The sequence below is a fragment of the Nocardia alni genome, assembly GCF_019038435.1.
Taxonomy (GTDB): Bacteria; Actinomycetota; Actinomycetes; order Mycobacteriales; family Mycobacteriaceae; genus Nocardia; species Nocardia alni.
Genome location: NZ_JAGPOX010000011.1, coordinates 1 through 21565, shown reverse-complemented (window position 1 = coordinate 21565; position 21565 = coordinate 1). Strand labels below are relative to the sequence as shown.

Annotated in this window: 25 protein-coding genes; 13 read left to right on the top strand and 12 right to left on the bottom strand. The window is 67.7% G+C overall.

All coding sequences use genetic code 11. From position 1 onward, the window contains the following. Nucleotides 1-208 precede the first annotated feature (208 nt). Nucleotides 209-1984, bottom strand: coding sequence for an alpha/beta hydrolase domain-containing protein (locus JZ791_RS06760; protein ID WP_216893313.1), 1776 nt, complete (start codon nt 1982-1984; stop codon nt 209-211). 107 nt (nt 1985-2091) lie between these two features. On the opposite strand from JZ791_RS06760, the gene JZ791_RS06755 reads away from it, so the two are divergent. Next, nucleotides 2092-2895, top strand: a complete 804-nt coding sequence (locus JZ791_RS06755) for a S1 family peptidase (protein WP_216893312.1) — start codon at nt 2092-2094, stop codon at nt 2893-2895. Between the two features lie 11 nt (nt 2896-2906). Here the strand turns inward: JZ791_RS06755 and JZ791_RS06750 are convergent, their stop codons facing one another. Together JZ791_RS06750 and JZ791_RS06745 are read right to left on the bottom strand one after the other, a co-directional pair. Further along, complete coding sequence (locus JZ791_RS06750; RefSeq protein ID WP_216893311.1) at nt 2907-3722, bottom strand: SAM-dependent methyltransferase; 816 nt, start codon at nt 3720-3722, stop codon at nt 2907-2909. A gap of 97 nt (nt 3723-3819) precedes the next feature. Further along, nucleotides 3820-4218 (bottom strand): VOC family protein, encoded by a 399-nt coding sequence (locus JZ791_RS06745; RefSeq protein ID WP_216893310.1) that lies wholly within the window; start codon nt 4216-4218, stop codon nt 3820-3822. Between the two features lie 93 nt (nt 4219-4311). Between JZ791_RS06745 and JZ791_RS06740 the strand changes: the two genes are divergently transcribed. Together JZ791_RS06740 and JZ791_RS06735 are read left to right on the top strand one after the other, a co-directional pair. Then, a complete protein-coding gene (locus JZ791_RS06740) occupies nt 4312-5301 on the top strand; it encodes a helix-turn-helix transcriptional regulator (RefSeq protein ID WP_308162805.1) in 990 nt (329 codons plus the stop codon). Nucleotides 5302-5377: 76 nt separating this feature from the next. Further along, nucleotides 5378-5818, top strand: coding sequence for a DUF6924 domain-containing protein (locus JZ791_RS06735; protein WP_216893309.1), 441 nt, complete (start codon nt 5378-5380; stop codon nt 5816-5818). 16 nt (nt 5819-5834) lie between these two features. Here JZ791_RS06735 and JZ791_RS06730 read toward each other — a convergent pair whose 3' ends face one another. Continuing rightward, nucleotides 5835-6608: a TIGR03084 family metal-binding protein gene (locus JZ791_RS06730; RefSeq protein ID WP_254205311.1), complete on the bottom strand. Its 774-nt coding sequence runs from the start codon at nt 6606-6608 to the stop codon at nt 5835-5837. Between the two features lie 61 nt (nt 6609-6669). Here JZ791_RS06730 and JZ791_RS06725 point away from each other — a divergent pair, with 61 nt between their 5' ends. Next, on the top strand, nt 6670-7110 hold the full coding sequence (locus JZ791_RS06725; RefSeq protein WP_216893308.1) for a nuclear transport factor 2 family protein: 441 nt from the start codon (nt 6670-6672) through the stop codon (nt 7108-7110). 7 nt (nt 7111-7117) lie between these two features. On the opposite strand, the gene JZ791_RS06720 is transcribed toward JZ791_RS06725, so the two are convergent. The 7 genes from JZ791_RS06720 to JZ791_RS06690 all read right to left on the bottom strand — a co-directional run bounded on the left by JZ791_RS06720 (nt 7118) and on the right by JZ791_RS06690 (nt 11502). Beyond that, entirely contained in the window at nt 7118-7750 is a 633-nt protein-coding gene (locus tag JZ791_RS06720; protein ID WP_216893307.1) for a DUF6461 domain-containing protein, read from the bottom strand. Nucleotides 7751-7778: 28 nt separating this feature from the next. Then, nucleotides 7779-8030 (bottom strand): ferredoxin, encoded by a 252-nt coding sequence (locus tag JZ791_RS06715; RefSeq protein WP_216893306.1) that lies wholly within the window; start codon nt 8028-8030, stop codon nt 7779-7781. Then, the gene (locus JZ791_RS06710; protein ID WP_216893305.1) at nt 8027-9268 is read right to left on the bottom strand and encodes an NADH-ubiquinone oxidoreductase-F iron-sulfur binding region domain-containing protein; all 1242 of its coding nucleotides are present in this window, start codon (nt 9266-9268) and stop codon (nt 8027-8029) included. Before JZ791_RS06710 ends, JZ791_RS06715 begins: the two co-directional genes overlap by 4 nt. Continuing rightward, the gene (locus JZ791_RS06705) at nt 9265-9828 is read right to left on the bottom strand and encodes a ferric reductase-like transmembrane domain-containing protein (RefSeq protein WP_216893304.1); all 564 of its coding nucleotides are present in this window, start codon (nt 9826-9828) and stop codon (nt 9265-9267) included. Before JZ791_RS06705 ends, JZ791_RS06710 begins: the two co-directional genes overlap by 4 nt. Then, nucleotides 9825-10772, bottom strand: coding sequence for an FAD:protein FMN transferase (locus JZ791_RS06700; protein WP_216893303.1), 948 nt, complete (start codon nt 10770-10772; stop codon nt 9825-9827). The genes JZ791_RS06705 and JZ791_RS06700 overlap by 4 nt, the downstream gene beginning before the upstream one ends. Next, nucleotides 10772-11035, bottom strand: a complete 264-nt coding sequence (locus tag JZ791_RS06695; RefSeq protein ID WP_216893302.1) for a hypothetical protein — start codon at nt 11033-11035, stop codon at nt 10772-10774. The genes JZ791_RS06700 and JZ791_RS06695 overlap by 1 nt, the downstream gene beginning before the upstream one ends. Before the next feature lie 146 nt (nt 11036-11181). Continuing rightward, complete coding sequence (locus JZ791_RS06690; protein ID WP_216893301.1) at nt 11182-11502, bottom strand: EthD family reductase; 321 nt, start codon at nt 11500-11502, stop codon at nt 11182-11184. A gap of 88 nt (nt 11503-11590) precedes the next feature. Here JZ791_RS06690 and JZ791_RS06685 point away from each other — a divergent pair, with 88 nt between their 5' ends. The 3 genes from JZ791_RS06685 to JZ791_RS06675 all read left to right on the top strand — a co-directional run bounded on the left by JZ791_RS06685 (nt 11591) and on the right by JZ791_RS06675 (nt 13228). Then, on the top strand, nt 11591-12538 hold the full coding sequence (locus JZ791_RS06685; protein ID WP_216893300.1) for an AraC family transcriptional regulator: 948 nt from the start codon (nt 11591-11593) through the stop codon (nt 12536-12538). Between the two features lie 94 nt (nt 12539-12632). Further along, nucleotides 12633-12905 (top strand): type II toxin-antitoxin system VapB family antitoxin, encoded by a 273-nt coding sequence (locus JZ791_RS06680; RefSeq protein WP_216893299.1) that lies wholly within the window; start codon nt 12633-12635, stop codon nt 12903-12905. Next, nucleotides 12902-13228 carry a type II toxin-antitoxin system VapC family toxin gene (locus tag JZ791_RS06675; protein ID WP_216893298.1) on the top strand — a complete coding sequence of 109 codons (327 nt, stop codon included), beginning with the start codon at nt 12902-12904 and terminating at the stop codon, nt 13226-13228. The genes JZ791_RS06680 and JZ791_RS06675 overlap by 4 nt, the downstream gene beginning before the upstream one ends. A 158-nt stretch (nt 13229-13386) precedes the next feature. Here JZ791_RS06675 and JZ791_RS06670 read toward each other — a convergent pair whose 3' ends face one another. Further along, the gene (locus JZ791_RS06670; RefSeq protein WP_216893297.1) at nt 13387-14697 is read right to left on the bottom strand and encodes an alpha/beta hydrolase; all 1311 of its coding nucleotides are present in this window, start codon (nt 14695-14697) and stop codon (nt 13387-13389) included. Between the two features lie 64 nt (nt 14698-14761). On the opposite strand from JZ791_RS06670, the gene JZ791_RS06665 reads away from it, so the two are divergent. The 6 genes from JZ791_RS06665 to JZ791_RS06640 all read left to right on the top strand — a co-directional run bounded on the left by JZ791_RS06665 (nt 14762) and on the right by JZ791_RS06640 (nt 21338). Then, nucleotides 14762-15280, top strand: a complete 519-nt coding sequence (locus tag JZ791_RS06665) for a helix-turn-helix domain-containing protein (protein ID WP_216893296.1) — start codon at nt 14762-14764, stop codon at nt 15278-15280. A 346-nt stretch (nt 15281-15626) separates the two neighbouring features. Next, nucleotides 15627-16856, top strand: coding sequence for an acyltransferase (locus JZ791_RS06660; protein ID WP_216893295.1), 1230 nt, complete (start codon nt 15627-15629; stop codon nt 16854-16856). A 156-nt stretch (nt 16857-17012) separates the two neighbouring features. Next, nucleotides 17013-18170, top strand: a complete 1158-nt coding sequence (locus JZ791_RS06655; RefSeq protein WP_216893294.1) for an LLM class flavin-dependent oxidoreductase — start codon at nt 17013-17015, stop codon at nt 18168-18170. Nucleotides 18171-18420: 250 nt separating this feature from the next. Continuing rightward, nucleotides 18421-19482 carry an NAD(P)-dependent alcohol dehydrogenase gene (locus JZ791_RS06650; RefSeq protein ID WP_254205310.1) on the top strand — a complete coding sequence of 354 codons (1062 nt, stop codon included), beginning with the start codon at nt 18421-18423 and terminating at the stop codon, nt 19480-19482. After that, entirely contained in the window at nt 19483-20256 is a 774-nt protein-coding gene (locus JZ791_RS06645) for an SDR family NAD(P)-dependent oxidoreductase (protein ID WP_216893293.1), read from the top strand. It begins immediately after the preceding gene. A 38-nt stretch (nt 20257-20294) separates the two neighbouring features. Further along, nucleotides 20295-21338: a zinc-dependent alcohol dehydrogenase gene (locus JZ791_RS06640; RefSeq protein WP_216893292.1), complete on the top strand. Its 1044-nt coding sequence runs from the start codon at nt 20295-20297 to the stop codon at nt 21336-21338. Nucleotides 21339-21565 lie beyond the last annotated feature (227 nt).

Genomic DNA, 21565 nt, shown 5'->3' with positions numbered 1-21565 from the left:
GCTGTCGGCCGGCTTCACCCTCGAATGCCGTGGGGCGTGTGGCCCACGTGGTTCCGACACGACCGGTTATCGCAGGCCCGTCCGGACCGACCACGGCAACCGGTGGCGCACTCCCGTCATGTGGTTCGAGGCACGCTCGGTACTGCTCGCAGGTGCACCGTGAACTCAACCTGCGCGGCGTGTGTGAAAAGCTTTGCGCCGCAGCGGATCACTCGGCTCCGGGAAGGTCTGGTGTGTGGCCGGTCGCGTTGGCGATGGCCTGGTCGAGATCTTGCGGCAGCAGGAACCTCTTGTCTACCAAGGCATTGGCGGCGTCGCGGATCGCGGAGTGATCCGGTGCGGCCGGGGTCCGGGGCGACAGGTGGCTGCCCATCATCTCGTAGAGCACGTCGGGCAGGCCGTCGATGTGGGCGCGGGGGTTCCAGCCGGTGTACGCGGCCGTTCCGGCGGCGAGGTCGGGTAGGCGGATACCGGCGATCTCGTTGCCGTGTTCGTCGACGTCCGACACCAGCGCGATGAGCGGATCGCCGAGTTCGACCGGACAGGCGGTGCTGTCGGGGTCGATGATCGGGGTCCACGGCAGGTAGTCGACGTCGGGGAGCGCGGCGTCCGGAAACGCGGCGCGAATACGGTCGAGGACGTGCTCGCGGGTGGTGGCGGTCCCGTCGGCGCGGCGGGGGACCTGGCTGGGCGCGGGCTCGAGGCCGTCGCAGACCCATTGTTCGAGTTGGACGAACAGCGCGCGCAGTGCGAGCGCGGGTTCCAGGTCGTTGCCGGGATTGGCCGTCGGCATGAGCTTCTTGAGTTCCGGGACCCGGCCGATGTGGTCGGTACCGGCGATCAGGTAGGCCCGGGCGTCCGGATCCTCGGGGAGGTCCTCTCCGGTGCGGGCGTCCTGGTGGATCAGTGCGGCGTCACCGCGCCAGTACTCCCAGGAACTGTTGGTGAACATGATCTTCGGGGTGCCGCCGATCGCGCGCTGGCGGGCCAGCAGCGCCGTGGTGTCCAGCGGTGCGCCGTACGCGGGAGTCAGCGGATGGGTCAGGCCGGGCTGTCCGTAGCGCTGGTTGAACTCTCCCCGTCGCGCGCTGGCGATCAGGCTGAACACCCCGTCGAATACCTGTGCGCCGGATTCGTCGACGTTGAGGCCCTCGAACAGGAACTGCCGCAGCGCCCGGCCGCACTGCGACACCCCGGACGCGAAGACGTACTCGTGCTCGGCACGCAGGTGGGCGCCGAAGTCCCGCAATGCCAGCAGGCCGGCCCCGACAACCGGTGCGAACGATGACCGATACACCAGCCGGTAGGTGTGAAAGGCGCGGAAACCGCCATCGATCGCGAAGCTGGTCGGGCTGGTGAATCGCCATTCCGACCGGGGCACGATCCGCGCCGTCGCCATGGGTGCGGTGCGGACGGTGAGGGTGGCCTCGGGATCGTGCACATCGGCGGTCGGGTACTCGCTGAAGCGGGCCAGCGGCGAGGAGTCGCTCAACGCGTGTTCGGCCTGATCGAAATCCGGCCGGAATTCCACCCGCAGCCGCCCGGGCTCCACCTCGGCGACCGGCGCGGTCAGTCCCAGCGCCCCGGACGAGCGAAGGACGTCCCACTGCCAGCCGCACCAGGCGATGGTCCAGCCGCGCCGCAGCAAGAAGGCATCTCCGGCGGGCGGCACTGCCGTCGGGTCGAATGTCAGCGGGGACAGCAGCGTATCGGACGGGCCGTTGAAGGGAAGCCCCATCGTCATACCGCGATTCGGCACCGTGAACAGGGCACGGCCGTTACCGCCGCGCACCGGGCGCAGCAGACGCACGTCGGCGTCGAACCGGACTCGCCCGTCGGCGCCGCGCGGGGCCCGGTCGAGATCCACGATGCGGGCGTTGGCCGGATCGGCGGGGTCGACCGCGAACTCCGCGGTCGCGCTCACCCACTCGTAGGGAAGATCCTCGTAAGGCTCGACCGACTTGACGGTCAGGGTCTCGAGCATGGCGCTCCTCGTCGGACTCCGGTGATGTACGAACCTTCGAAGTAGTTCTGCACCATAGTAATTTGATTCGCGACCACCACCACGGGGGCGCATCCGAAGGAGATGTCATGAGATACCGCTGGTTTGCGCTTCCCCTGGGTGTTCTGGGTCTGAGCACCTCCTTGGCGACCGGTGTCGGGCACGCCGCCCCGGCTCCGGTCGCACTGGGCGGCGGATCGGGTCTGATCGTCGGGAAACTCGCGCGGAATCTCGGCCCGATCACGAACACCGGTGAATTCGTGTGCTCGCTGGCGACCATCGGGCACGATCGCGCCGGCCGGTTGGTCGGGCTGACCGCTGGGCACTGCGGTCCGCCGGGCACTGCCGTCATCGCCGAAAACGCGGTATCCGCCGGAGTGGTGGGCACGATCGAGTCGTCCACCGGAAAATCCCGGGGAGACCAGCAGGGGCTGGACTACGCGATCATCGAATTCGATCCGGCGAAAGTCACCCCGATGCGTACCGTCGGCGGTACGACGATCTCATCCATCGGCGCCACTCCCGCACGGGGTGCGACCGTGTGTCACAGCGGCCGTACCTCCGGCTCGAACTGCGGCGTCGTATTGGGGTCGTTCAGAACGGTTCTCGACGGACTGACCGCGCCCCTGCCGGGCGGCGATGGGGTGTGGAGTGGGCTCTCACCGGATATCGGCAACCGGATTCTCGATAAGGCCACCTCCGCACCGGGTGATTCCGGCGGGCCGGTCACCGACGGCGACCGCTTGGTCGGTATCCAGGAGGGCGTGATCACGCCGCCGTTCATTCCGGCGGAAGTTCCGCTGCATATCGCCGCGGTCTTCGTGCCGATCGACCGCGTCATGCGGGGTATCGACGCGACCGGCGGAATCGGGGCCGGATTCCGGCCGATCTGACCTGCGGTCGATCAGTTCCGGGGCGCGAGCCTGCCCACACCCCCGAGGGCCAGGGTGGCGGGGATATCGTCGGGGACCTCGTCCGGACGCCACCGGGGCAGGTCGGTCAGTCCCGGTTCGATCAGGTCGAATCCGTCGAACAGCGCCGCGATGTCGTCGCGCGAGCGCATGACGGCGGCGGTGCTCGTGGACTGCGAGACCTTGTTGATCTTGTCGACCAGGTGGCGGGGGCCGTCGCTGCAACCGTGTGAGATCGCCAGATAGCTGCCCTCGGCCAATTTCTCGCGGACCCGCGCGACGATCGTCCGCGGGCCCGCGTCCTCGGGAATGACGTGCAGCACGGCGAGCATCAGCACGGCCACGGGCCGGGTGAAGTCCAGCAGCCCGGTGATGGCCGGATTGTCCAGGACGGAGTCGATCCGGGTGACATCGCCGCGCACGACCGTCGCCCGGGAGTCCGCGGTCAGGATCCGGCGGCCGATGGATACCGCGACCGGATCGATGTCGACGTAGGCCACGCGCACACCGGGGGCGATATTGTTCGCGATCTCGTGCACATTGCCGACGGTGGGAATCCCGGAGCCGAGGTCCAGAAATTGGCGTACCCCCGCCTCGGCGACCAAATAGGTGACCACACGCCGCAGGAACGTTCGATAGGCACGCGTGGTCGCGATGAGATCCGGATCCGTGCGTGCCAATCCGTCGGCGAGAGTCCGATCGACCTCGAAATTGGCGAATCCACCGAGCATGTAATCGTAGATGCGAGCCACGCTGGGCGTTGTGGGGTCGATATCCTCCGGCAACCAATCCGGCAGGGAAACGCTCATCCGCACAGTATGGAACACCCGTCCCGTTTTCGCCCGGCTCTATTCCCAGCGTTATCAGGCGCGAGAGTTGGCTGGAAGATGTGATCGAGCAATCGGCTCAGCGAGCGAATCGCTCCTCGGCGGCCGGGGTGACCGGTGTGAAGAAGTTGAGCAGGTTGCCGTCCGGGTCGCGGACCAGCAGCGACCGGTTGCCCCAGGGCATCGTGGTGGGTTCCTTGACGACGTTGGTGACGAGGTCGGTGAGGTTTCGGAAGACTTGGTCCACATCCTCGACCACGAACTCGATGATCACGCTGTGATTCTCGGCCGGGCGGGTGGCGCCCGGCGCGAACATTTCGATGGTGCGGGTGCTGGACAGCGCGAGAGTGGCGCGGGGGGTTCGAATCTCGGCGAAATCGTCCGTCGACCAGATCGCCGCGAGGCCGGTGGCCTTCTCGTAGAACTGGGCCAGGCGTGCGATGTCGTCGGTGATGAGCCGGATCGAGATGAAGTCCATGATGTTCTCCTGTAGATCGCTGAACTGGTACTTTCCGATGCTAGAAGCAATAGTGGACAGAATCGGTCCAGTATTCGCAGTAAGATTGTGAGCGTGAATCGACCGACCGTCCGGGTGCTCGCGCTACTGGAATTGCTGCAATCGGGCGGTACCAGGACGATGGCCGAGCTCGCCGATCACCTCGATGTCGATGCGCGCACCGTGCGCCGATACGTGAATCACCTGATCGATCTCGACGTGCCCGTCGAAACCGTGCGCGGACGCTACGGCGGCTACCGCCTGGGCTCCGGCTATCGCCTGCCGCCGCTGATGTTCAGCGACGACGAGGCGCTGGCCGTGCTGCTCGGGCTGATCGCCGGACAACGAACAGGACTGACGGCGGCCGCCGCCACCGCGAGCGAAACGGCATCGGCCAAGATCCGGCGGGTACTGCCGGCCCGTCTGGCCGAGCGCCTCACCACCGTTCTGGAATCCCTGTCGTTCACCGAACCGTCCGGCGAAACCATCGCTCCCGCCGCCTCGGTCCTGCTCGCCGTCACCGACGCCGCACGCCACCACCGCCCCGTGTCGATCAGATACACCGACCGCCGCGGCCACCACAGCCGGCGCGTACTCCATCCGCGCGGAGTCGTCGCGCACGACGGACGCTGGTACGTCACCGGCGCCGACCCGGACGCGGGGGCGGATCGGACATTCCGGCTCGACCGGATCACCGACGCGAGAGCCCTGGCGGGATCGTTCGAGCCCACCGACGAGACCGACCCGGCACAGTCCCTTCTCGCCGGATTCGCCACCGCGGCATACCGGTACGACGTGGCCCTGCGCATCAACGCGACGATCACCCGGATCCGCGGCAGACTCCCGGCGGCCATCGCCACCGTGGAGGCCATCGACCCCGCATCGGATCCGGCCGGTGAACGCTGGCACCGTGTCGCCATCCGAGCGGAACGACTCGACTGGATACCCCCGATCCTGGCCGCGCTCGACCGGCCGTTCGTCATCGACGGTCCCGAGGAGTTGCGTTCGCTGGTCACACAGTTCGCGGGTCGCTTCGCCGACCGCGCCGGATTCCATTGCACCTGATGGCCATCGGGCGCGTCAGCGGGTGATGTGTTGTTATTGAGGCAGTTTCCCCGATGTTGTGAAAGGCACCGCACTAGTGATCGCACTGCCCGAAACCGTGAAGTCGCTACTCATTCGCACGGACTTCTCCGATCAACAGGCATGGGAGTCCTGCCGGTCGGCGATCGACGCCTCGGCGATGGAGGCTTCCGATGTGAGCATCGAGGAGGACGTCGAGATCCTCGACGATCCCGAGAACAGCGACCTCACCGTGGAACAGCTTCTCGCGCTGGAGAGTCTGGAAGACACGGATCACACGTATGTCATGCTCGCGGACCGCGAGACCATGGCGAGTGCCGAGCACCCCATTCTGCTTCTCGACCTGTTCGAGGACCAGCGCGGCGCCACCGTAAGAGTCGCATCCTGCGAACTGGGCGACGTGGTCGGCAACGTGGACAACGGCAACATCACCATCGCGGACTACGCCAAGGCCGCGCAGCACGCCGGTGACGGCGAGGTGTTCCGCGGCTTCGCGTAGCTCGGAACAAGCCTCGTCAGAGGAAGACTCGGGCGATATCCAGCCACCTGCTCGCATCCTCGCCGATCGCAGTGAGGTCGGTCTCGGCGCGGGACTTGCGGTGGGTGACGCGAAGACAGAAGTCCAGGGCACTGCCCTGGATCCGTTGCCCGGCGTCTTGCGGTCCCCATGCCCAGGTCAGGCCGTCGGGGGCGGTCAGCTCGACACGGAACGGCTCTGTCGGAGTAGGTAATTGGGCAGCGTAGAACGAGAGCTCTCGTCCGACGACTCCCAACGAGGCCACATGGCGGAGCCGGCCCGTCGGCCGGTGCGGGATGCCCACCGTGTCGTAGATGTCTTGTCCGTGGGCCCAGGTTTCCATCAGGCGAAGCGGCACCATGAGCCTCGCTGTCAATTCCGAGCCGTACCACGGAAATCCATGATCCAGTGGAACGTCACGCAGCGCCGCCGCCACCTCGGATCGACCGGTGCGCCATCGTTCCAGCAGTACCGCTCGCGGTTCGGCCGCTCCCGTGGCGGCGTCCAGATCGGCGTATCGGCTGCCCGCGTCGTCCGCCTGCTTCAGCACGTCGTCGAACGCCTCCGGGGCCCGTATGGCGATGAGAACGTTCGCGTCCGCCGCGGCCAGATGTGCGATCTGGTGTGCGATCGTCCACCCCACCGCCGGTGTGGGTTCGGACCAATCGGCGTGTGCCGATACCAGGGCGTCGAGCTCATCCCCCTCGGCCACCAGGTCGGGCAGAGCGAGATCGCGCTCCACATCGGACATATCGAGGCCGTAATCCAACATCCAGTAGCACCTTCACACACATCGACGGCAGGTGGCTCATCCGGGCATATCCTCGCATGCTATGAGCACAGCCACCGATACGACCGCCGTGACGAACTTGATCGCGAAGTACGCCGAACTGGTCGACGACGGGGACTTCGCCGGTGTCGGCACATTGTTCGCGGACGCCGAGTTCATCGGCGGCGGGGGATCGGTCCGGGGACGCGAAGGCGTCGAGGAGATGTTGCGCGGCACGGTGATTCGTTACGAGGACGGCACCCCGCGCACCCACCACGTCACGACCAACATCGCCATCGAATTCGGCGAGGCGGCCGATACCGCGGCGGCGCGCTCCTACTTCACCGTCTTCCAGGCCCTGCCGGACCTGCCGCTGCAGCCTGTGGCGGCCGGGCGCTACAGCGACCGCTTCGAACGCCGTGACGGACACTGGCGATTCGCCGAGCGCCGGGTCCGCGTGCACTTGACCGGGGACCTGACCCACCACCTGCGTATGCGGCTCTAGGCGTGGATTACCGAACGCGTACGGGCGCGCCCAGCACCGGTCTGCTGATGTCCGACACCGTCGGTCGCAGTCCGAGATAGTCGCAGGCGACCTGCAGCAGATCGACCCAGCCGTCCTCGAAGCTCTCGGGAGGCTCGTCGTTCTCGTCCCAGGGCGCGAGGGCGGCCCTGGCGAATCGGGCCAGCGATTCGGCCAGCTTCGGATCGTCGGTGTCGACGTCGTCCGGCGCGTCACCGTCGATGAAGGCCACCTGTTGGCCGTCTCGAATGATGGTCAGTTCCAGCTTGAGGCTGCTCGGGCTGAGGTAGACGTTGACGGCTTCCGTGCCCTGGGACAGCGGCTCGGTCCACTCCGCACTGCGTCCCCGGTAGCCGAAATCCTCGACCAGGACGGTGTGCCCGCCAAAGGCGAATGCGGCCGTGACGCCGTGATGTTCGGGCGGCTCGAGGGTGCTGACCTGGGCGACCAGCTCGGACCAGGGGGCGGTTCGGATGGTCTCGTCGTTGACGCCGAACCGGTCCAGGGCCTCTCGCGGGTCCACATCCCGCACCATCGTGATGCAGTAGCCGATCTCGAGATCCAGTCCGGTCTCGCTCACCCAATCCGAGGAGTAGCCTGCGCTTTTTGAAATCACCGTCATGCCTCCATCATCGATGCGCACCGAGAGATTATCCGAGGTCCCTGTGTTGTGCTGGAGTGGTGACCACGGTGAGTGCCACGCGCGGGCACAGGGTCGCGGCGTCGGTGGCCGATTCGATGTCGTCGGGGTGCAGAACCGGGTCACCGGGGGCGGGTGCGAGTGGATAGCCCCAGTCGTCGCGAGCCAGCAGGCCGGGGAGTAATTCGCTGCACAGGCCGCGGCCGTCGCATCGGGTCCAATCGATGTGCAGCCGTGTGGTTTCGGGTCGATGTGCGCTCATCGCAGGGGCCTCCTTCTGCCGATGTGCTCCTGTTCGGCCTGGCAGGCGCCACGCAGATGAAGGGTGAGGTCGCCGCCGAAGGCGTCGATCGCGGACCGGACCAGCCGGGCGGTTCCGTCCGGGTGATGGCAGGCGCCGCGGCCGTCGACGAGCCCGGCCAGCCGGGTGATCTCCCGAGGGTCGCCACCCGCGCCGTAGGCCAGATCGTGCATCCGGGCGGCCAGCTCGGGCAGTCCGTTGCGACAGGGGCCGCAGCGCCCGGCGCTCTGCGCGGCGAGGTAGGCGGTGATGTCGGCGGTGGCGCGCAGGCCGCATTCGGAGCGCGGCAGGACCCGCACGACTCCCGCTCCGAGGTGGGCGTGCAGCGGTCGCAGGGCCTGCGCCGACAGTGTTGCCCGGTGCAGCGCGGCCCGGGGGATCCAGGTGCCGTGGTATCCGCCGAGCAGAACAGCACGGACGTCCCGGCGGTCGATCCGTCCCGACTGCTCGATCACATCCTGTAGACCGCAACCGAATTCGGCCTCGACGACACCGGTGACGGTCGTTCCCGACAGGGTCAGGAGCATGGTCCCCGGTTCGTCGGGTGTTCCGGCGGAGCGAAACCAGCCGGGGCCGTAGCGGGCGATGAGGGCCAGGTGCGCAAGGGTTTCCACGTTCTGGATCAGAGTGGGTCGCCTGCGTAGCCCGGCTCGCGAGGTGCTGATCAACTGGTCGGCGGGGATGGGAGCGTGGCCGGCCAGCCGATTGATCACCGCGGTCTTCTCGCCCGCGAGGAAACTGTCTGCGGCAGCGGTAATTTCGATGTTCCGGGTGTCGTATCCGGTTGCCCGGCGCTCGTCGAGCGCCCGCCGGATCGGTTCGAGCACCGGTGCGGGCGCGTACAGGTGGCATTCCCGGGCTCCGACGGCGGCCGCCGCCGCGGACAAGCCGTCCAGCACAAGGTGCGGGGCGCGCGTCAGCAGTACCGCGTCCTTGCTGCTGTCCGGTTCTCCCTCGGCCCCGTTGGCCACGACGATCGCACGACTGCCCTCGGCGACGGCGGCCAATTTGCGGCCGACCGGAAACCCGGCGCCGCCGCGTCCCCGGAGCCCGGCCGCCTCGACGGCCGCGATCAGCCCGCCGAGTTCCGGCTCCGGTGGCCGCGGACCATAACCGGCCAGGTGCGCGGGCAGGCTCGGATCGGTGGCCGCGAGCAGACGGCGGGTGCCGACCGGCGCGGGTGAGAGATGTGTGGTCATCGTGCGCTCCGTAGCTGGCGGTATTCGGTGAAACCACTGCTCATCCGCCAGAGCACGGCGGCGGCGATGGTGCAGACGCACGTGACGACCACGGCGAGCAGCCATGGCTGCGTATTGTCGGAGCCGGCTCCCACCGCATGGACCAGCGCCACCGGCCACAGCAGGTAGGTGGCCCAATGCACCAGCCTGAACGCCCGCGGCCCGATGCGGCGGCGCAGCAGCGCGGAGATCATGATCGCCGCGAGCAGGTCGACCGCGACGGTTCCCAGTCCCAGCCACATCGGCCGGTAGGAGCCCGCGAACGGTACGAGCACGTCGATCAGCCGCAGCTGCGCGTGCGGGTCGATGAGCAGGCTGAGCACGTGCAAGCCCACCAGCGCGGTCGCGGAAATCGCTGCGCCGCGATGGAATTCGGCCAACCCGGTGCGCGGCAGCAGTACCGCGCGGCCGGAGCGGGCCGCGATACCCGCCGCCAGTGCGACGGTCAGCACCACCAGTGCCGCGATGCCACTGCCGCGCCCGAATGCCCACAGCGCCTGGTCGATTCCCGTCGACGTCATCGAACGCTCCCGTCGGCGAGTTCCGCCGGCCAGCCGCCGAGCGTGACGACCCTGCCGTCGTTGTCGACCAGACGTGCGGGCAATCCGCAGCCGCGCAGCCAAGCCGGCGCGGATCGGCCGCGTACCACCGCGGCGGTGCTCGCCGCGTTGGCCCGCACACACGATTCGGCGGCTACCGAGACCGTTCGCCAGACCGGCTCGGCCGCAACACATGTGCGAGGATCGACGATGTGGTGCACCAGTTTCGCGCCGCGCAACCAGCGGCGTCGCACCGTGCTCGATGTGGCCAGCGCCGCCCCGCCCGGTAGCCGGACGCGGGAGCGCGGCTCGGCCGGTGTGTCCTGCACCAGGATCTGCCAGCCCTCCAGCGGTGCCGGACCGGAGGTGGCGATATCGCCACCCAGGCTGACCAGGACGCCGCAGCCGAGCCGGTCGGCGACCAGGCGTGCGCACCGGTCGGCGGCGTGCGCCTTGGCGGTGGCGCCGAGATCCAGCAGCACACCTGGCGGAACGGTCACCGTCTCCTCGGTGATCAGCACCTGCGTCCAATCGGCGCGGCGACTCACTACCACCGGGATGGGCTCGGCCGAGCTCGTGACAAGCGTGAAATCGCGGTCGTAACCCAACGCCCGCAACAGATTTCCCACTGTCGGATCCACGTCGCCGTCGGTGTCGCTCGCTACCTCCAGCGCGACCCGCAGATACTCGGCGAGCAACCCGCTGACCGAAACGGGCTGTCCCGGATGCGCTGTCAGCTCGACGATCTCCGAGTCGTCGCGAAATCTGCTGCAAGCGTGGTCGACTGCGTCGAGGTGCTCGACGACCAGAGCCCGGGCCGCGTTCAGCGCCTGCGGGTCCGTCACCACGATGCGTGCGGTGGTTCCCCACACCTGCCATTCGGCCGTACCGGTGGTCGTGCGATCGGCATCGCGAGCGGGGTTCATCACGACCCCTGCGACTGGGCGTGCACCGAGCCGGACCCGGATCCCAGCTGCGGGGCGGACGAGCCGGTATCGGTCGAAGCCGAGCTGTTGGCCGACTGTGTGGAGTTACTCTCCGTTGCGGTGCTGCCGCCCGACGAGGGACCGGTGGTATGGGTGTCGCTGTAGGCGGCCGCGGAGGCGGCGATCGTGCCGACGGCGGCGACCGCCACCAGTGCGGTGGTGGCGGTACGCCCCGCCCGGCGGCTGGGATGCAGTGGCTTCATGGACGCGCTCTGTTCGGTTCGGGTCCGGGCGGGCGCCCGGCTGGAGACCAGAGTGCGCAGGCAGTATTGGAATGCTCTGTGAATTCCGTAGTCGTCGCTTAACTGTTCACCGTGGGCGCCGGCACGGTGGAGGCGGTGCGATACGGCTACGCGTCCTCGAGGATTTCGGCGAAGGCGATCGCCACGCCTCCGGTGGCATGTTCGACGGTGGCGCCGACGAGGGGGCCCGCCTCCGCGGCGGCCGCGCTGGCCGCCACGTAGTCGGTGAAGTACAGGTCCAGCAGTCGGTAGGCGGGGGTCGGGCTGCCGTCTTCCTTGGGCCAGACCTTCGAGGCCTGGAGCCGAGTCAGTCCGGGGAGCTTGCGTGCCAGCGCGAGTTGATCGGGGTACGCCGCCTCGAAGGCATCCGGGTCGGCGGGGTTGGAATAGACGAAGGTGATTTTGGTGGGCCTGTTTTGTTCCGTCATGGACGACCTTCTTGATTAGTCTCGGCTGATATCCGTGAGCGCATGCGCTCACGGTTGTCGACACTAACCAGAGGAATGGGTAGCGACCATGACCCAACCGCCGGTAAACCTTGCCGATCGTCCAGCGACGCAAGATGATTCGCCAGCGCTCGAGGACGCCGCGCCGGGCCTCGGCGCCGAAGGGCCCGCGCACGACCTGCTCTCGGAGTTGCTCCGGAGCGTGCGGCTGAACGGAGAACGGGTCGTCGCCTACGCTCCGCCGCCGATGTTCTCGATGGGCTTCGCCGACGTCGGCAGCTTGCACATCGTCGAGGAGGGCGAACTCGAACTTCGGATCGATGGGAGTCCGCAGGTCGAGCGCGTGGGCCGCGGCGATGTCATCCTGCTCCCGCGCGGCGATGCGCACCACCTGCGCGACGCGGGTGAGCATGCCGAGCCGGCGCGCTGGCTCTGCGGAACGTTCACGATCGGCGACCCGCAGGCGAGTCACCTACTCGGGAGCCTGCCGCCCGTGATCCTCCTGGGCGGCGCCCGCACCCCGGCGCCCGAAGGTCTGCACGTCGCCCGCAAGATGCTCGGCATCGAGATGCACTCGCCCTCCCAGGGATCAGCGATCATGATCGCCCGCATCCTCGACCTGATCTTCGTCCAGATCCTGCGCGTCTGGGCCTCCCGTGAGGACGCCGAACCGAACTGGCTGGCCGGTGCCTTCGACCCGCAGATCGGCCTGACCCTCAGCGCCATCCACCGAGACCCCGCCCATGACTGGACAGTCGAGGAATTGGCCCAGACCTGCAACCTCTCGCGCTCGTCGTTCGCCGAGCGGTTCGCCGCACGCGTCGGCAAGCCCCCCGCCACCTACCTCGCGCACGTCCGCCTGGACGTCGCCACCACCCTGCTCCGCGACACCTCCCTCCCGGTCACGCACATCGCGGAGAAAGTCGGCTACACCTCGGAGGCGGCATTCAGCCGCGCGTTCAAGAACCGCTACAGCACACCACCGGCTCGCTGGCGACGAGAGATGCGCGGTGGCTGACGACCCGCGCGGCGATGAATATTGTTGACAGGCGACATGATCGAGTACGCAGATAGCGATTGGTGTAATTCCTTCGAGTTGCCATACTTCTACCATGGCGCTGAATATCAAAGATGCCGAGACGGAGCGCCTTGCGGCTGAGCTTGCCGCTCGGATGGGGGTGAGTAAGACGGCGGCGGTTCGCACGGCTTTGCGGGATGCGCTGGAACGACTCGGCCGCCCGCTCGATCGGCAGGCTCGAGGGGAGCAGTTCGTTTGTTTTCTGCAAACCGATATATGGCCGCAGATTCCGCAAGATGTGTTTCGTAAGTCGGTCTCGAAGGCTGAAATAGAAGAGATTCTCGGGTGCGGGCCGGGTGACGTGTGATCGTCGGTGAGGCGGAGGTGTGCCGGATCGGTGCGCCCACGCTCGTCGAGACAGGTTTGGTCATCACGAACAAGGCGGGACCGCTCGGTAAGCCGCTGCTGGCGGCTTTTCTGCAGGAGCGGGACTTCGATGTTGTCGCATTCGGTGTGGAGCATTGGCGCGCGGCTCAGACTGCGTTTCTCAGATTCGGGAAGGGGCGACATCCTGCTGCGCTGAACTTCGGTGATTGCTTGACGTATGCGGTCGCCTGGGCTTCGGGAGAGCTGTTGCTGTGCATAGGGGACGATTTCAAGCGGACAGATCTGGACCTCGTTGAGCTGTAGTCCATCGGTAGGCGGTGGCGTGCAGCGCGCGGCTGTGATCAGGTCGACGACCGTCGTCGGGCGGGCTCGCTGTGCCCCTCGAAGGGCTGTCCCCCGAACCTGGATGCCGGGAGAGGCCGGCCGGTGACGGCAATGGAAGCGAGACGGTGGTGGCCGCGTCAGTGCGAGGTGGCTGTTCCGGTGACCGCGCCGATCCAGTCGGCGATATCGGTGATCACGGTGGGGGCGACGTGTTGTGGCGGGTCGTATTCGGCGGGGGTCGAGGGGCCCGTGCCGGCGAAGAACAGGTGATTGGCGGCGTCGTAGACGCGGATCGTCACGTTCGGGTGGTTGGACAGGCCGGTTCGCCAGCCTGCGAGGTCGTGCTCGACGGTGACCTGGTAGTCGCGGCCGCCCTGGGCGATGAACATCGGCTTGTGCAGCGATGCGGCGAGTGCGACGGGATCGTAGGCGCGTTGGTCCAGCCAGTACGACCCCGAGAAGCCGAACGGTAGGTCGGTGGCGGGCGTGTCGGCCGAGAGGTTCGGGCTGTCGACCAGATTCGCCTGTGCGGCAATGAGATCCGCTGAGGGGGCCGCCGCGGGGTTCAGCCCCGCCAGATAGCGCGCCACACGCACCGCCGAGTGATGCATCGGCTGCGTATCTCCTGCCAGCACGATCAGTCCCGCGATGGCCGGCGCCGCGGCGGCGACTCTGGGCGCTACCTTGCCGCCCATGCTGTGGCCGAGCACGTATACGCGGTCCGGATCGACCGAGGGATGGGCGCGCAGCAGCGCCGCGGCCGAAACGGCATGTGGCACATACTCGTCGGTCATGGTGAAGCCGGGGATGTCGGCGACCGCCGCGGCGTGGGTGTACGTGACCTTGTCGAAGCGCAGCGCCGCTACGCCTCGATCGGCCAGGCCCCACGCGATGTCCTTCAGCGGCTTGTTGCGGCCGCTCGTCTCGTCTCGGTCGAACGGACCGCCGCCTGCCAGCAGTACGACTCCGGGTACGCCGGTCCGGCGCAGCCTGTGCAGTACGCCGAGGCGAGGCATGGTCAGTGTGCCGGGAACCGCGAGGGGCCCGGCGCCGACCCGCACGTCCTGTTCGGTGAACCGCTTCCGGCGTGCGTAGTGTGGCGGATCCCACGGCTCGGTGGGCGGCGCGAGCAGGAATCCGGCGAGCCGGTCCTGCTCGTCGACCGCCATCCGGACCGCCAGGCTGCCGTGTTCGAGGGTTACCGGGACGATCACCCGCACGAGGCCGCCGTCCATGGCCTCGGTGGTGGGGTCCTCGACTCGCACGACGTGGCCACGCCTATCCACCTCGTCGGACCAGGCGAGGCCGAGGGTGTCCACCGAGACCGCCTGGCGGAGCTTCGGCCCGAACAACTCGTAGACCTCGGCGAAGCGCCCGGCTCGCAGCAGGTCCACGACCGCGATACCGAACGCGGCACGATCTGCCGTCGTTGCACTCGAATCCCTCATGGCGTCACCCCGTTTGATTGATCTCAGATTTGAGAATGGTATCAGATATGAGAACATAAGGCGTATGGACGCTTCGGAACTGCTGATGCACCCGGTGCGATTGCGCATCGTCCACGCGCTGTCGGGCGGGCAGGCGATGACCACGATCGAACTGGGGGAGCGCATGCCGGACGTGTCCAAGGCGGGGCTGTACCGGCATGTGGACCGGCTGGCCGAGGCGGGGGTGCTGGAGGTGGCGCAGGAGCGCCGGGCGCGCGGTGCGGTCGAGCGCCGATATCGTCTGCGACGCGAACATGCGGCGGTGACGGCGGATTCGTCCACGACGCCGGAGGAGTGGAGGCGTGCGTTCGTCGCCGCTATGGCGGCGCTGCTGTCCGAGTTCGACGCGTATCTCGACCGCGGCGCCGCCGATCCGATCGGAGATCTGGTGGGTTTCCGGCAGCACGCGATGTGGCTCAGTCCGGATGAACTGGAGGCGTTGATCGCCGACCTGCGGGCGGCGATCATGCCCCGGCTGGCGCAGTCACCGACGCCGGATCGGCGTCAGTATCTGCTCAGCCCAATACATTTCCCGATCAGCTGATACCGCCGCGCGACACCACCGTCCGGATCAGCTCTGCCGGTGTCGTCTAGCCTCGACTACCTGGGCGGATTGTTTGCCCGGTTGCTGGGCAGGCTCCGGGGTATCACGCGCGACTCGCGGACCTGGTACTCTTACCCGCCGAACCGGGCTGTCGCCGAACAGTTTCCATCCGGCCCCGCAGCCGGGAGATGGGTGTTTGCCGGACGGCGTGATCGGGTAGCGCTGTACGGGCTGTCACCGGACCCCGTCGGCCGCCCTGGAGGCAGCGCAGTTCGCTCACAGATTGCGTGAAGAAAATTCACAGGGTCGACTGAGAATATCAGTCGCAGCCGACGCGAGGAAGTACATGACGCAGGACGATCGCGGAATCGGAGCGACTGTGGCAACAGTCGCCGATCCCGAACCTACCCGTGCTGAACCGTCGCCTCAGTCGGCGACCAAGCCGGCCAAGCGACCGTACCTGTATCAGATCGACCTGTTCCGCATCCTCACCTTCGCCTGCGTGATCATGGTCCATGTGGTCAGCGGTTCGGCCGGCCCGGAGGATGTGGTCTCCAACGGCTTGCAGGTGCTGCTGCACTTCACCCGCGAGGCGTTCTTCGCCCTGACCGGGTTCGTGCTGATCTACCAGTACATGAACCGGCCGGTCAGCGCGGTGGCGTTCTGGCGGCGGCGGTTCACGCTGATCGGGATCCCGTACCTGGCCTGGTCGGTGTTCTACTGGCTCTATTCGATCTACCTCGGAAACTGGAGTGAGCCCGTCGGGCGGGCGTTGTGGCGCCTGGTCTTCGAGGTCGCCACCGGCCAGGCCTGGTATCAGATGTACTTCCTGCTGGTGTCCATGCAGGTGTATCTGCTGTTCCCGCTGCTGATGAAGCTGCTGCGCGCGACCGAGGGGCATCACCGCTGGGTGCTGGCGGTCAGCGCGGTCCTGCAACTGGGATTCCTGTATTGGTGGGTCAACCCGCCCACGCTCAGCGGCACGGCCGCCAGCCTGTGGGTGCACCTCTACGTCTGGGTATTCCCCTACCAGTTCTACATCCTGCTCGGCGCGGTCGCGGCGTGGCATTTCGAGACCCTGCAGCGAATCGTCCGCCGGTTCGGTGTGTGGTTCGTGGTAGGCGCGGTCGTGACCACCGTGCTGACGGAGTTGGACTATCTGCGCTCCACCCACCTCGGCATGCCCCCCTCGACCGCCAGTGACATCTTCCTGCCGCACATGATGGTCTTCTTCATTTTGACCATCGCGGGCCAGTACGCACTGTGCACCTGGTGGAATGCGCGCCGCAAGGACGGCTCGTTCGTCGCCCGCGCGGTCACCTGGGGCTCGGACCGCTCCTTCGCGGTATTCCTGCTGCACCCGTTGGCATTGCAGCTGATCGCCCCCTACATCATCCCGATGCAGCACCCCCTGGGCATCTACTGGACGATGGCGGTGGTCTACATATGGGTGGTGGCCATCTCGCTGATCCTGGCCGAATTCGTCCGCCGCATCCCCGGCAGCATGTGGCTCACCGGCCGACCAATGGTCCGCACCGATTTCTCCCTGATCACACAGCGATTCCGCGCGGAGTGAGCAGATCGGGAGTGATTGTGTGTCGGGGGCGTTGAAGAACCGCTGAGATAAGGTCGGGCTTTGTGTCAATGATGTTGCGGCTGTTGTGGTTCGCCGGACATCGGGTGGCGGCGGGTCGATAATCGGGTCCAGGGTGCTGGGCTCCAGGAGGCCGTCGTGGTGCGTGATTCGAAGAGCTTCGCGGTGGGCACGATGGCGGGGATCAATCCGCCGGTGGGTGCGGCGCGGTTCATGGTGCGGCTGGCGCGGATGGGGCGGCTGGACTCGGTGCTGCTGGTCGATCATCTGATCGGGGTGTTTCCGAGGGCGGCGTGGGATACCGATTTCACGCCGGTGGCGAAGGCGGTGCGCAGTCCGGACGAATTGTTCGATTTCGCGCCGGTGCTCGGGCATCTGGCCGCGGGAGCGGGGAAGGTGCAGCTGGGCGTGGGGGTGACCGATCCGCATCGGCGGCATCCGGCTCTGCTGGCGCAGACTTTTCTCACGCTGGCGCATCTGACCGCGGCGCCGCCCATTCTGGGGATCGGGGCGGGGGAGCGGGAGAATCTGGATCCGTACGGGATCGCATGGGATCGTCCGGTGGACCGGCTGGAAGAGGCGCTGCAGGTGATCCGCGCCGCCCTGACCGCGACCGAACCGATCGACTTCGCGGGGCGGCACTATCGGATCGACGGAGCGCCGGTGGATCTGACCGCACCGCCCGACCGGATGCCGCAGGTGTGGCTCGGTGCGCACGGCCCCCGCATGCTGGAACTGACGGGCCGGTACGCCGATGGCTGGTATCCGTGGGAGACGATGTCACCGCAGGAGTACGAACGGCGACTTACGGTGGTGCGCAACGCCGCCCGCGCAGCCGGTCGCGATCCCGAGGCGATCGTGCCGGCGCAGATGGTCTCGATGGTCACCGCGCCCACAGAGGCCGGGATTCGGCGGCTGCTGCGCGCGCCGTCGGTTCGCTATACCGCGCTGTTCGCCCCGGCGGCGGTCTGGGCGCGCTGCGGTGTGAAACATCCCTTCGGACCGGACTTCCGAGGGCTGGTCGACCTCATGCCGCATCGGCTGACCCGGTCGGAGGTCCGCGAGGCGATCGCGCAGGTGACGGACGACGTGGTGCGCGAATGGCTCGTGGTCGGCACTCCCGCACAGGTTTTGGCCCGGCTGCGCGAGCTGTCCGACGCGGGCTTGCGACATGCGATCGTTTTCCCGTCCGGGGCTATGGTGTCCAACGCCGATCTCGCCTTCGGCTATGGGGTCGTACTGTGGCTGGCCGCACGACTGCGCCGTCCGGTCGGCACCGAGGGCGCCGAGACGTAGATGGCGTGGCTGCCTGGTGCTCGGTCATGCGCGCGATCCACAGGGGTCCGTGCGACCGTGCCATCGGTGGCGTCCGGGGATACGGCGGCGACGACCGAGCGGATCCGGAACGGCGAGTGCGGTCGCGCCAGGTACCGAACGCTGATGAGGTTCTCGCATACCTGCCGCACGCTGAGGGTTTACTGCGCATGCTTATCGGACCGGATATGCCGCGTGCGGACGCATCGCGAACCCGATGAGGAGAGGATCTATGACTCATTCATCAATCGATGACACGAATTCAACTGGTGTGCAGGAGGTTCCGAGCACCATGCGGGCGAGTGTGCTGTCCGGTCGGCAGCGGATCGGGGTGGAACAGCGGCCCGTTCCCGCCGTGGCCGCCGACGAGGTACTCGTCAAGGTGGCCGCGGTGGGTGTGTGCGGCTCTGATGTGCACTACTACCGCGAGGGGCGGATCGGTGATTTCGTGGTCGACGCGCCGCTGATCCTGGGACACGAGGCGTCGGGGCGCATCGTGGCTGTCGGCGCGGATGTCGACGGTGGGCGGGTCGGCGAGCGGGTGGCGATCGAGCCGCAACGTCCGTGCCGGGTCTGTTCGCAGTGTAAGGCCGGGCGGTACAACCTGTGCCCGGAGATGCGGTTCTACGCGACCCCGCCGATCGACGGCGCCTTCTGTGAATACGTCACCATCCAGGCGGATTTCGCGCATCGGGTCCCGGATTCGGTCTCCGACGAGTCGGCCGCGCTGCTCGAACCGCTGTCCGTGGGCATCTGGGCCTGTCGTAAAGCGCGCGTCGTGCCCGGCTCCCGGGTGCTGATCGCGGGCGCGGGACCGATCGGTGTGATCACCACACAGGCCGCCCGCGCGTTCGGAGCGGTCGAGGTGATCGTCTCCGATCCCGTCGCGGAACGCCGCGGCCTGGTCGAGAAGTTCGGCGCGACAAGGACTCTCGACCCACTCACCGAGAGCGTCGCGGACCTCGGGGTCGACGCCTTCATCGACGCCTCGGGCGCGACCCCGGCGGTGGTCAGCGGGATCTCCGCGGTGCGCGGGGGAGGTGTGGTCGTGCTGGTGGGCATGGGCGCCGACACCATCGCGCTGCCCATCCCGGTCATCCAGAATCGGGAACTCGTCGTCACAGGCGTGTTCCGGTACACCGACACCTGGCCCACCGCGGCGGGCCTCGTCGCATCGGGGCAGGTGAATCTGGACGGGCTGATCACCGGCCGGTTCGGCTTGGACGACGTCGACAAGGCGCTGGATGCCGACGGCACCCCGGGCAGCCTCAAAACGATGGTGGTGCCGGCCTAGATGGGAGGGACTGTTCTCGACACATTCTCACTGTCCGGTAAGCGGGCCCTGGTGACGGGTGGAAACCGTGGCCTGGGAAAGGCTTTCGCTGTCGCGCTGGCCGAAGCCGGGGCGGCGGTCGCCCTCTGCGGGCGTGACGCGGACCGGAACGCCGAGGCGGTGCGCGAGGCGGCCGAGGCGGGCCTGAACCTGCTGCCGATCACCGCCGACATCACCGACGAGCGTGAGGTCGAGCGGATGACCGGGCAGGCGATCGAGGCGCTGGGCGGACTCGACGTGCTGGTCAACAACGCGGGCATCTGCTATCACAACGATTCCTGGAACGTCACCGACGCCGAGTGGGACGAGGTCTTCGACCTCAACGTGCGCGCACTGTGGAAGTGCAGCCTGGCCGCCGGACGGCACATGGCCGACGCGGGCGGTGGGTCGATCGTCAATATCGGCTCGATCTCGGGCATCATCGTCAACCGCCCGCAGTGGCAGCCCGCCTACAACGCGTCCAAGGCCGCGGTGCATCAGCTCACCAAATCTCTTGCGGCCGAATGGGCGCCGTCAGGCATTCGGGTCAACGCCGTCGCTCCGGGTTACGTCAAGACCGACATGGCCCCGGTCGACCGGCCCGAATTCCGGCGGCACTGGCTCGAGGACGCCCCCCAGCAGCGGTTCGCGCTGCCCGAGGAGATCGCGCCCAGCGTCGTGTTCCTGGCCAGCGATGCGGCGAGTTTCATCACGGGGTCGGTGCTGGTGATCGATGGCGGCTATACCGTCTTCTGAGACGAAACCGTGTCTACTACTACAGAATTGGAACACCGATGCCGGAAGAGACTGTGCCGGAGACGATGCGACAGGTCCTGGTCCGCTCACTCGAGGATGTGACGCTGGACATCGTGCCCGTCCCCGAACCCGGCGCCGGTGAGGTGCTGCTGCGCACCGTCGTCGCCGGGATCTGCGGATCGGATATGCACGCCGCGCAGGGCAGTCATCCGTTCATCGACCTGCCCTACCGTCCCGGTCACGAGGTGGTTGCCCGGGTCGAGGCCGTCGGGCCCGGGGTGACGGACCTGCCGATCGGGCAGCGAGTGGTCATCGAACCCAACCTGACCTGCGGCCGGTGCGCCCAATGCCGCGCCGGACGCTACAACATCTGCCGCGAGCTGCGTGTCTTCGGCTGTCAGACGCCCGGCGGCATGGCCGACCGATTCGTCATCGCCGCCGACCGCCTGCACCCGCTCCCGGACGAGGTCTCCGACGCGGCCGCCGCACTGGTCGAACCGCTGGCCACCCCCGTCCACGCGGTACGCAAGGCCGGCCCGCTGACCGGCCGCACCGTCGCGGTGCTCGGCGCGGGCCCGATCGGCCTGCTGGTGCTGGTCGCGGCCCGCCGGGCCGGCGCGAGCCGGATCGTGATCACGGACCTGCTCGCGACCAAGCGCGAGCGCGCGCTGCGCATGGGCGCCGACGCCGCACTGCCCGCCGACGATCCGGACCTGGTGGCGGCCGCGCACGCCGCACTGGACGGCCCCGCCGACGTCGTATTCGATTGCGTGACCCGCGAACGCTCGCTGGCCCAGGCGATCGACCTGGTGACCAAGGGCGGGCAGATCGTAGTGGTCGGCGTGGGTGCGTCGGGTGGCACCTCGGTGCGCATGGATCTGGTGCAGGACAGGGAGATTCGCATCGAAGGCGCATTGATGTACGTGGGCGAGGACTTCCGCGCCGCGCTCGAGCTGATCCGATCGGGTGCAGTGGATGTAGCCGACATGGTCACCGCGACCTTCCCGCTGGATCAGGCGGACCGGGCCTTCGCGGCGTGCGGTGATCCGGAGCAGGTCAAGGTCCTGATCACCGTTCCGTGAAAGACTCTCGCGCCGTGGCCCCGTCGCCACCGCGCCGGCGCGGGGCCTCGCGCGTCCCGAGGGCCGAACGCCCGAGGGGCGCTATCGCATCGGAGCTGGATGCTCGTCGCGGTAGTGGGCGGCGACGGTGGTGAAGGCGGCCTTGGGTTCCCAGTTCATGTCCGGATAGGTCTGGCCGGGGCGGTCCTGGTATACCTTCACGATTGCCGGGCTGGCCATGTCGAGGT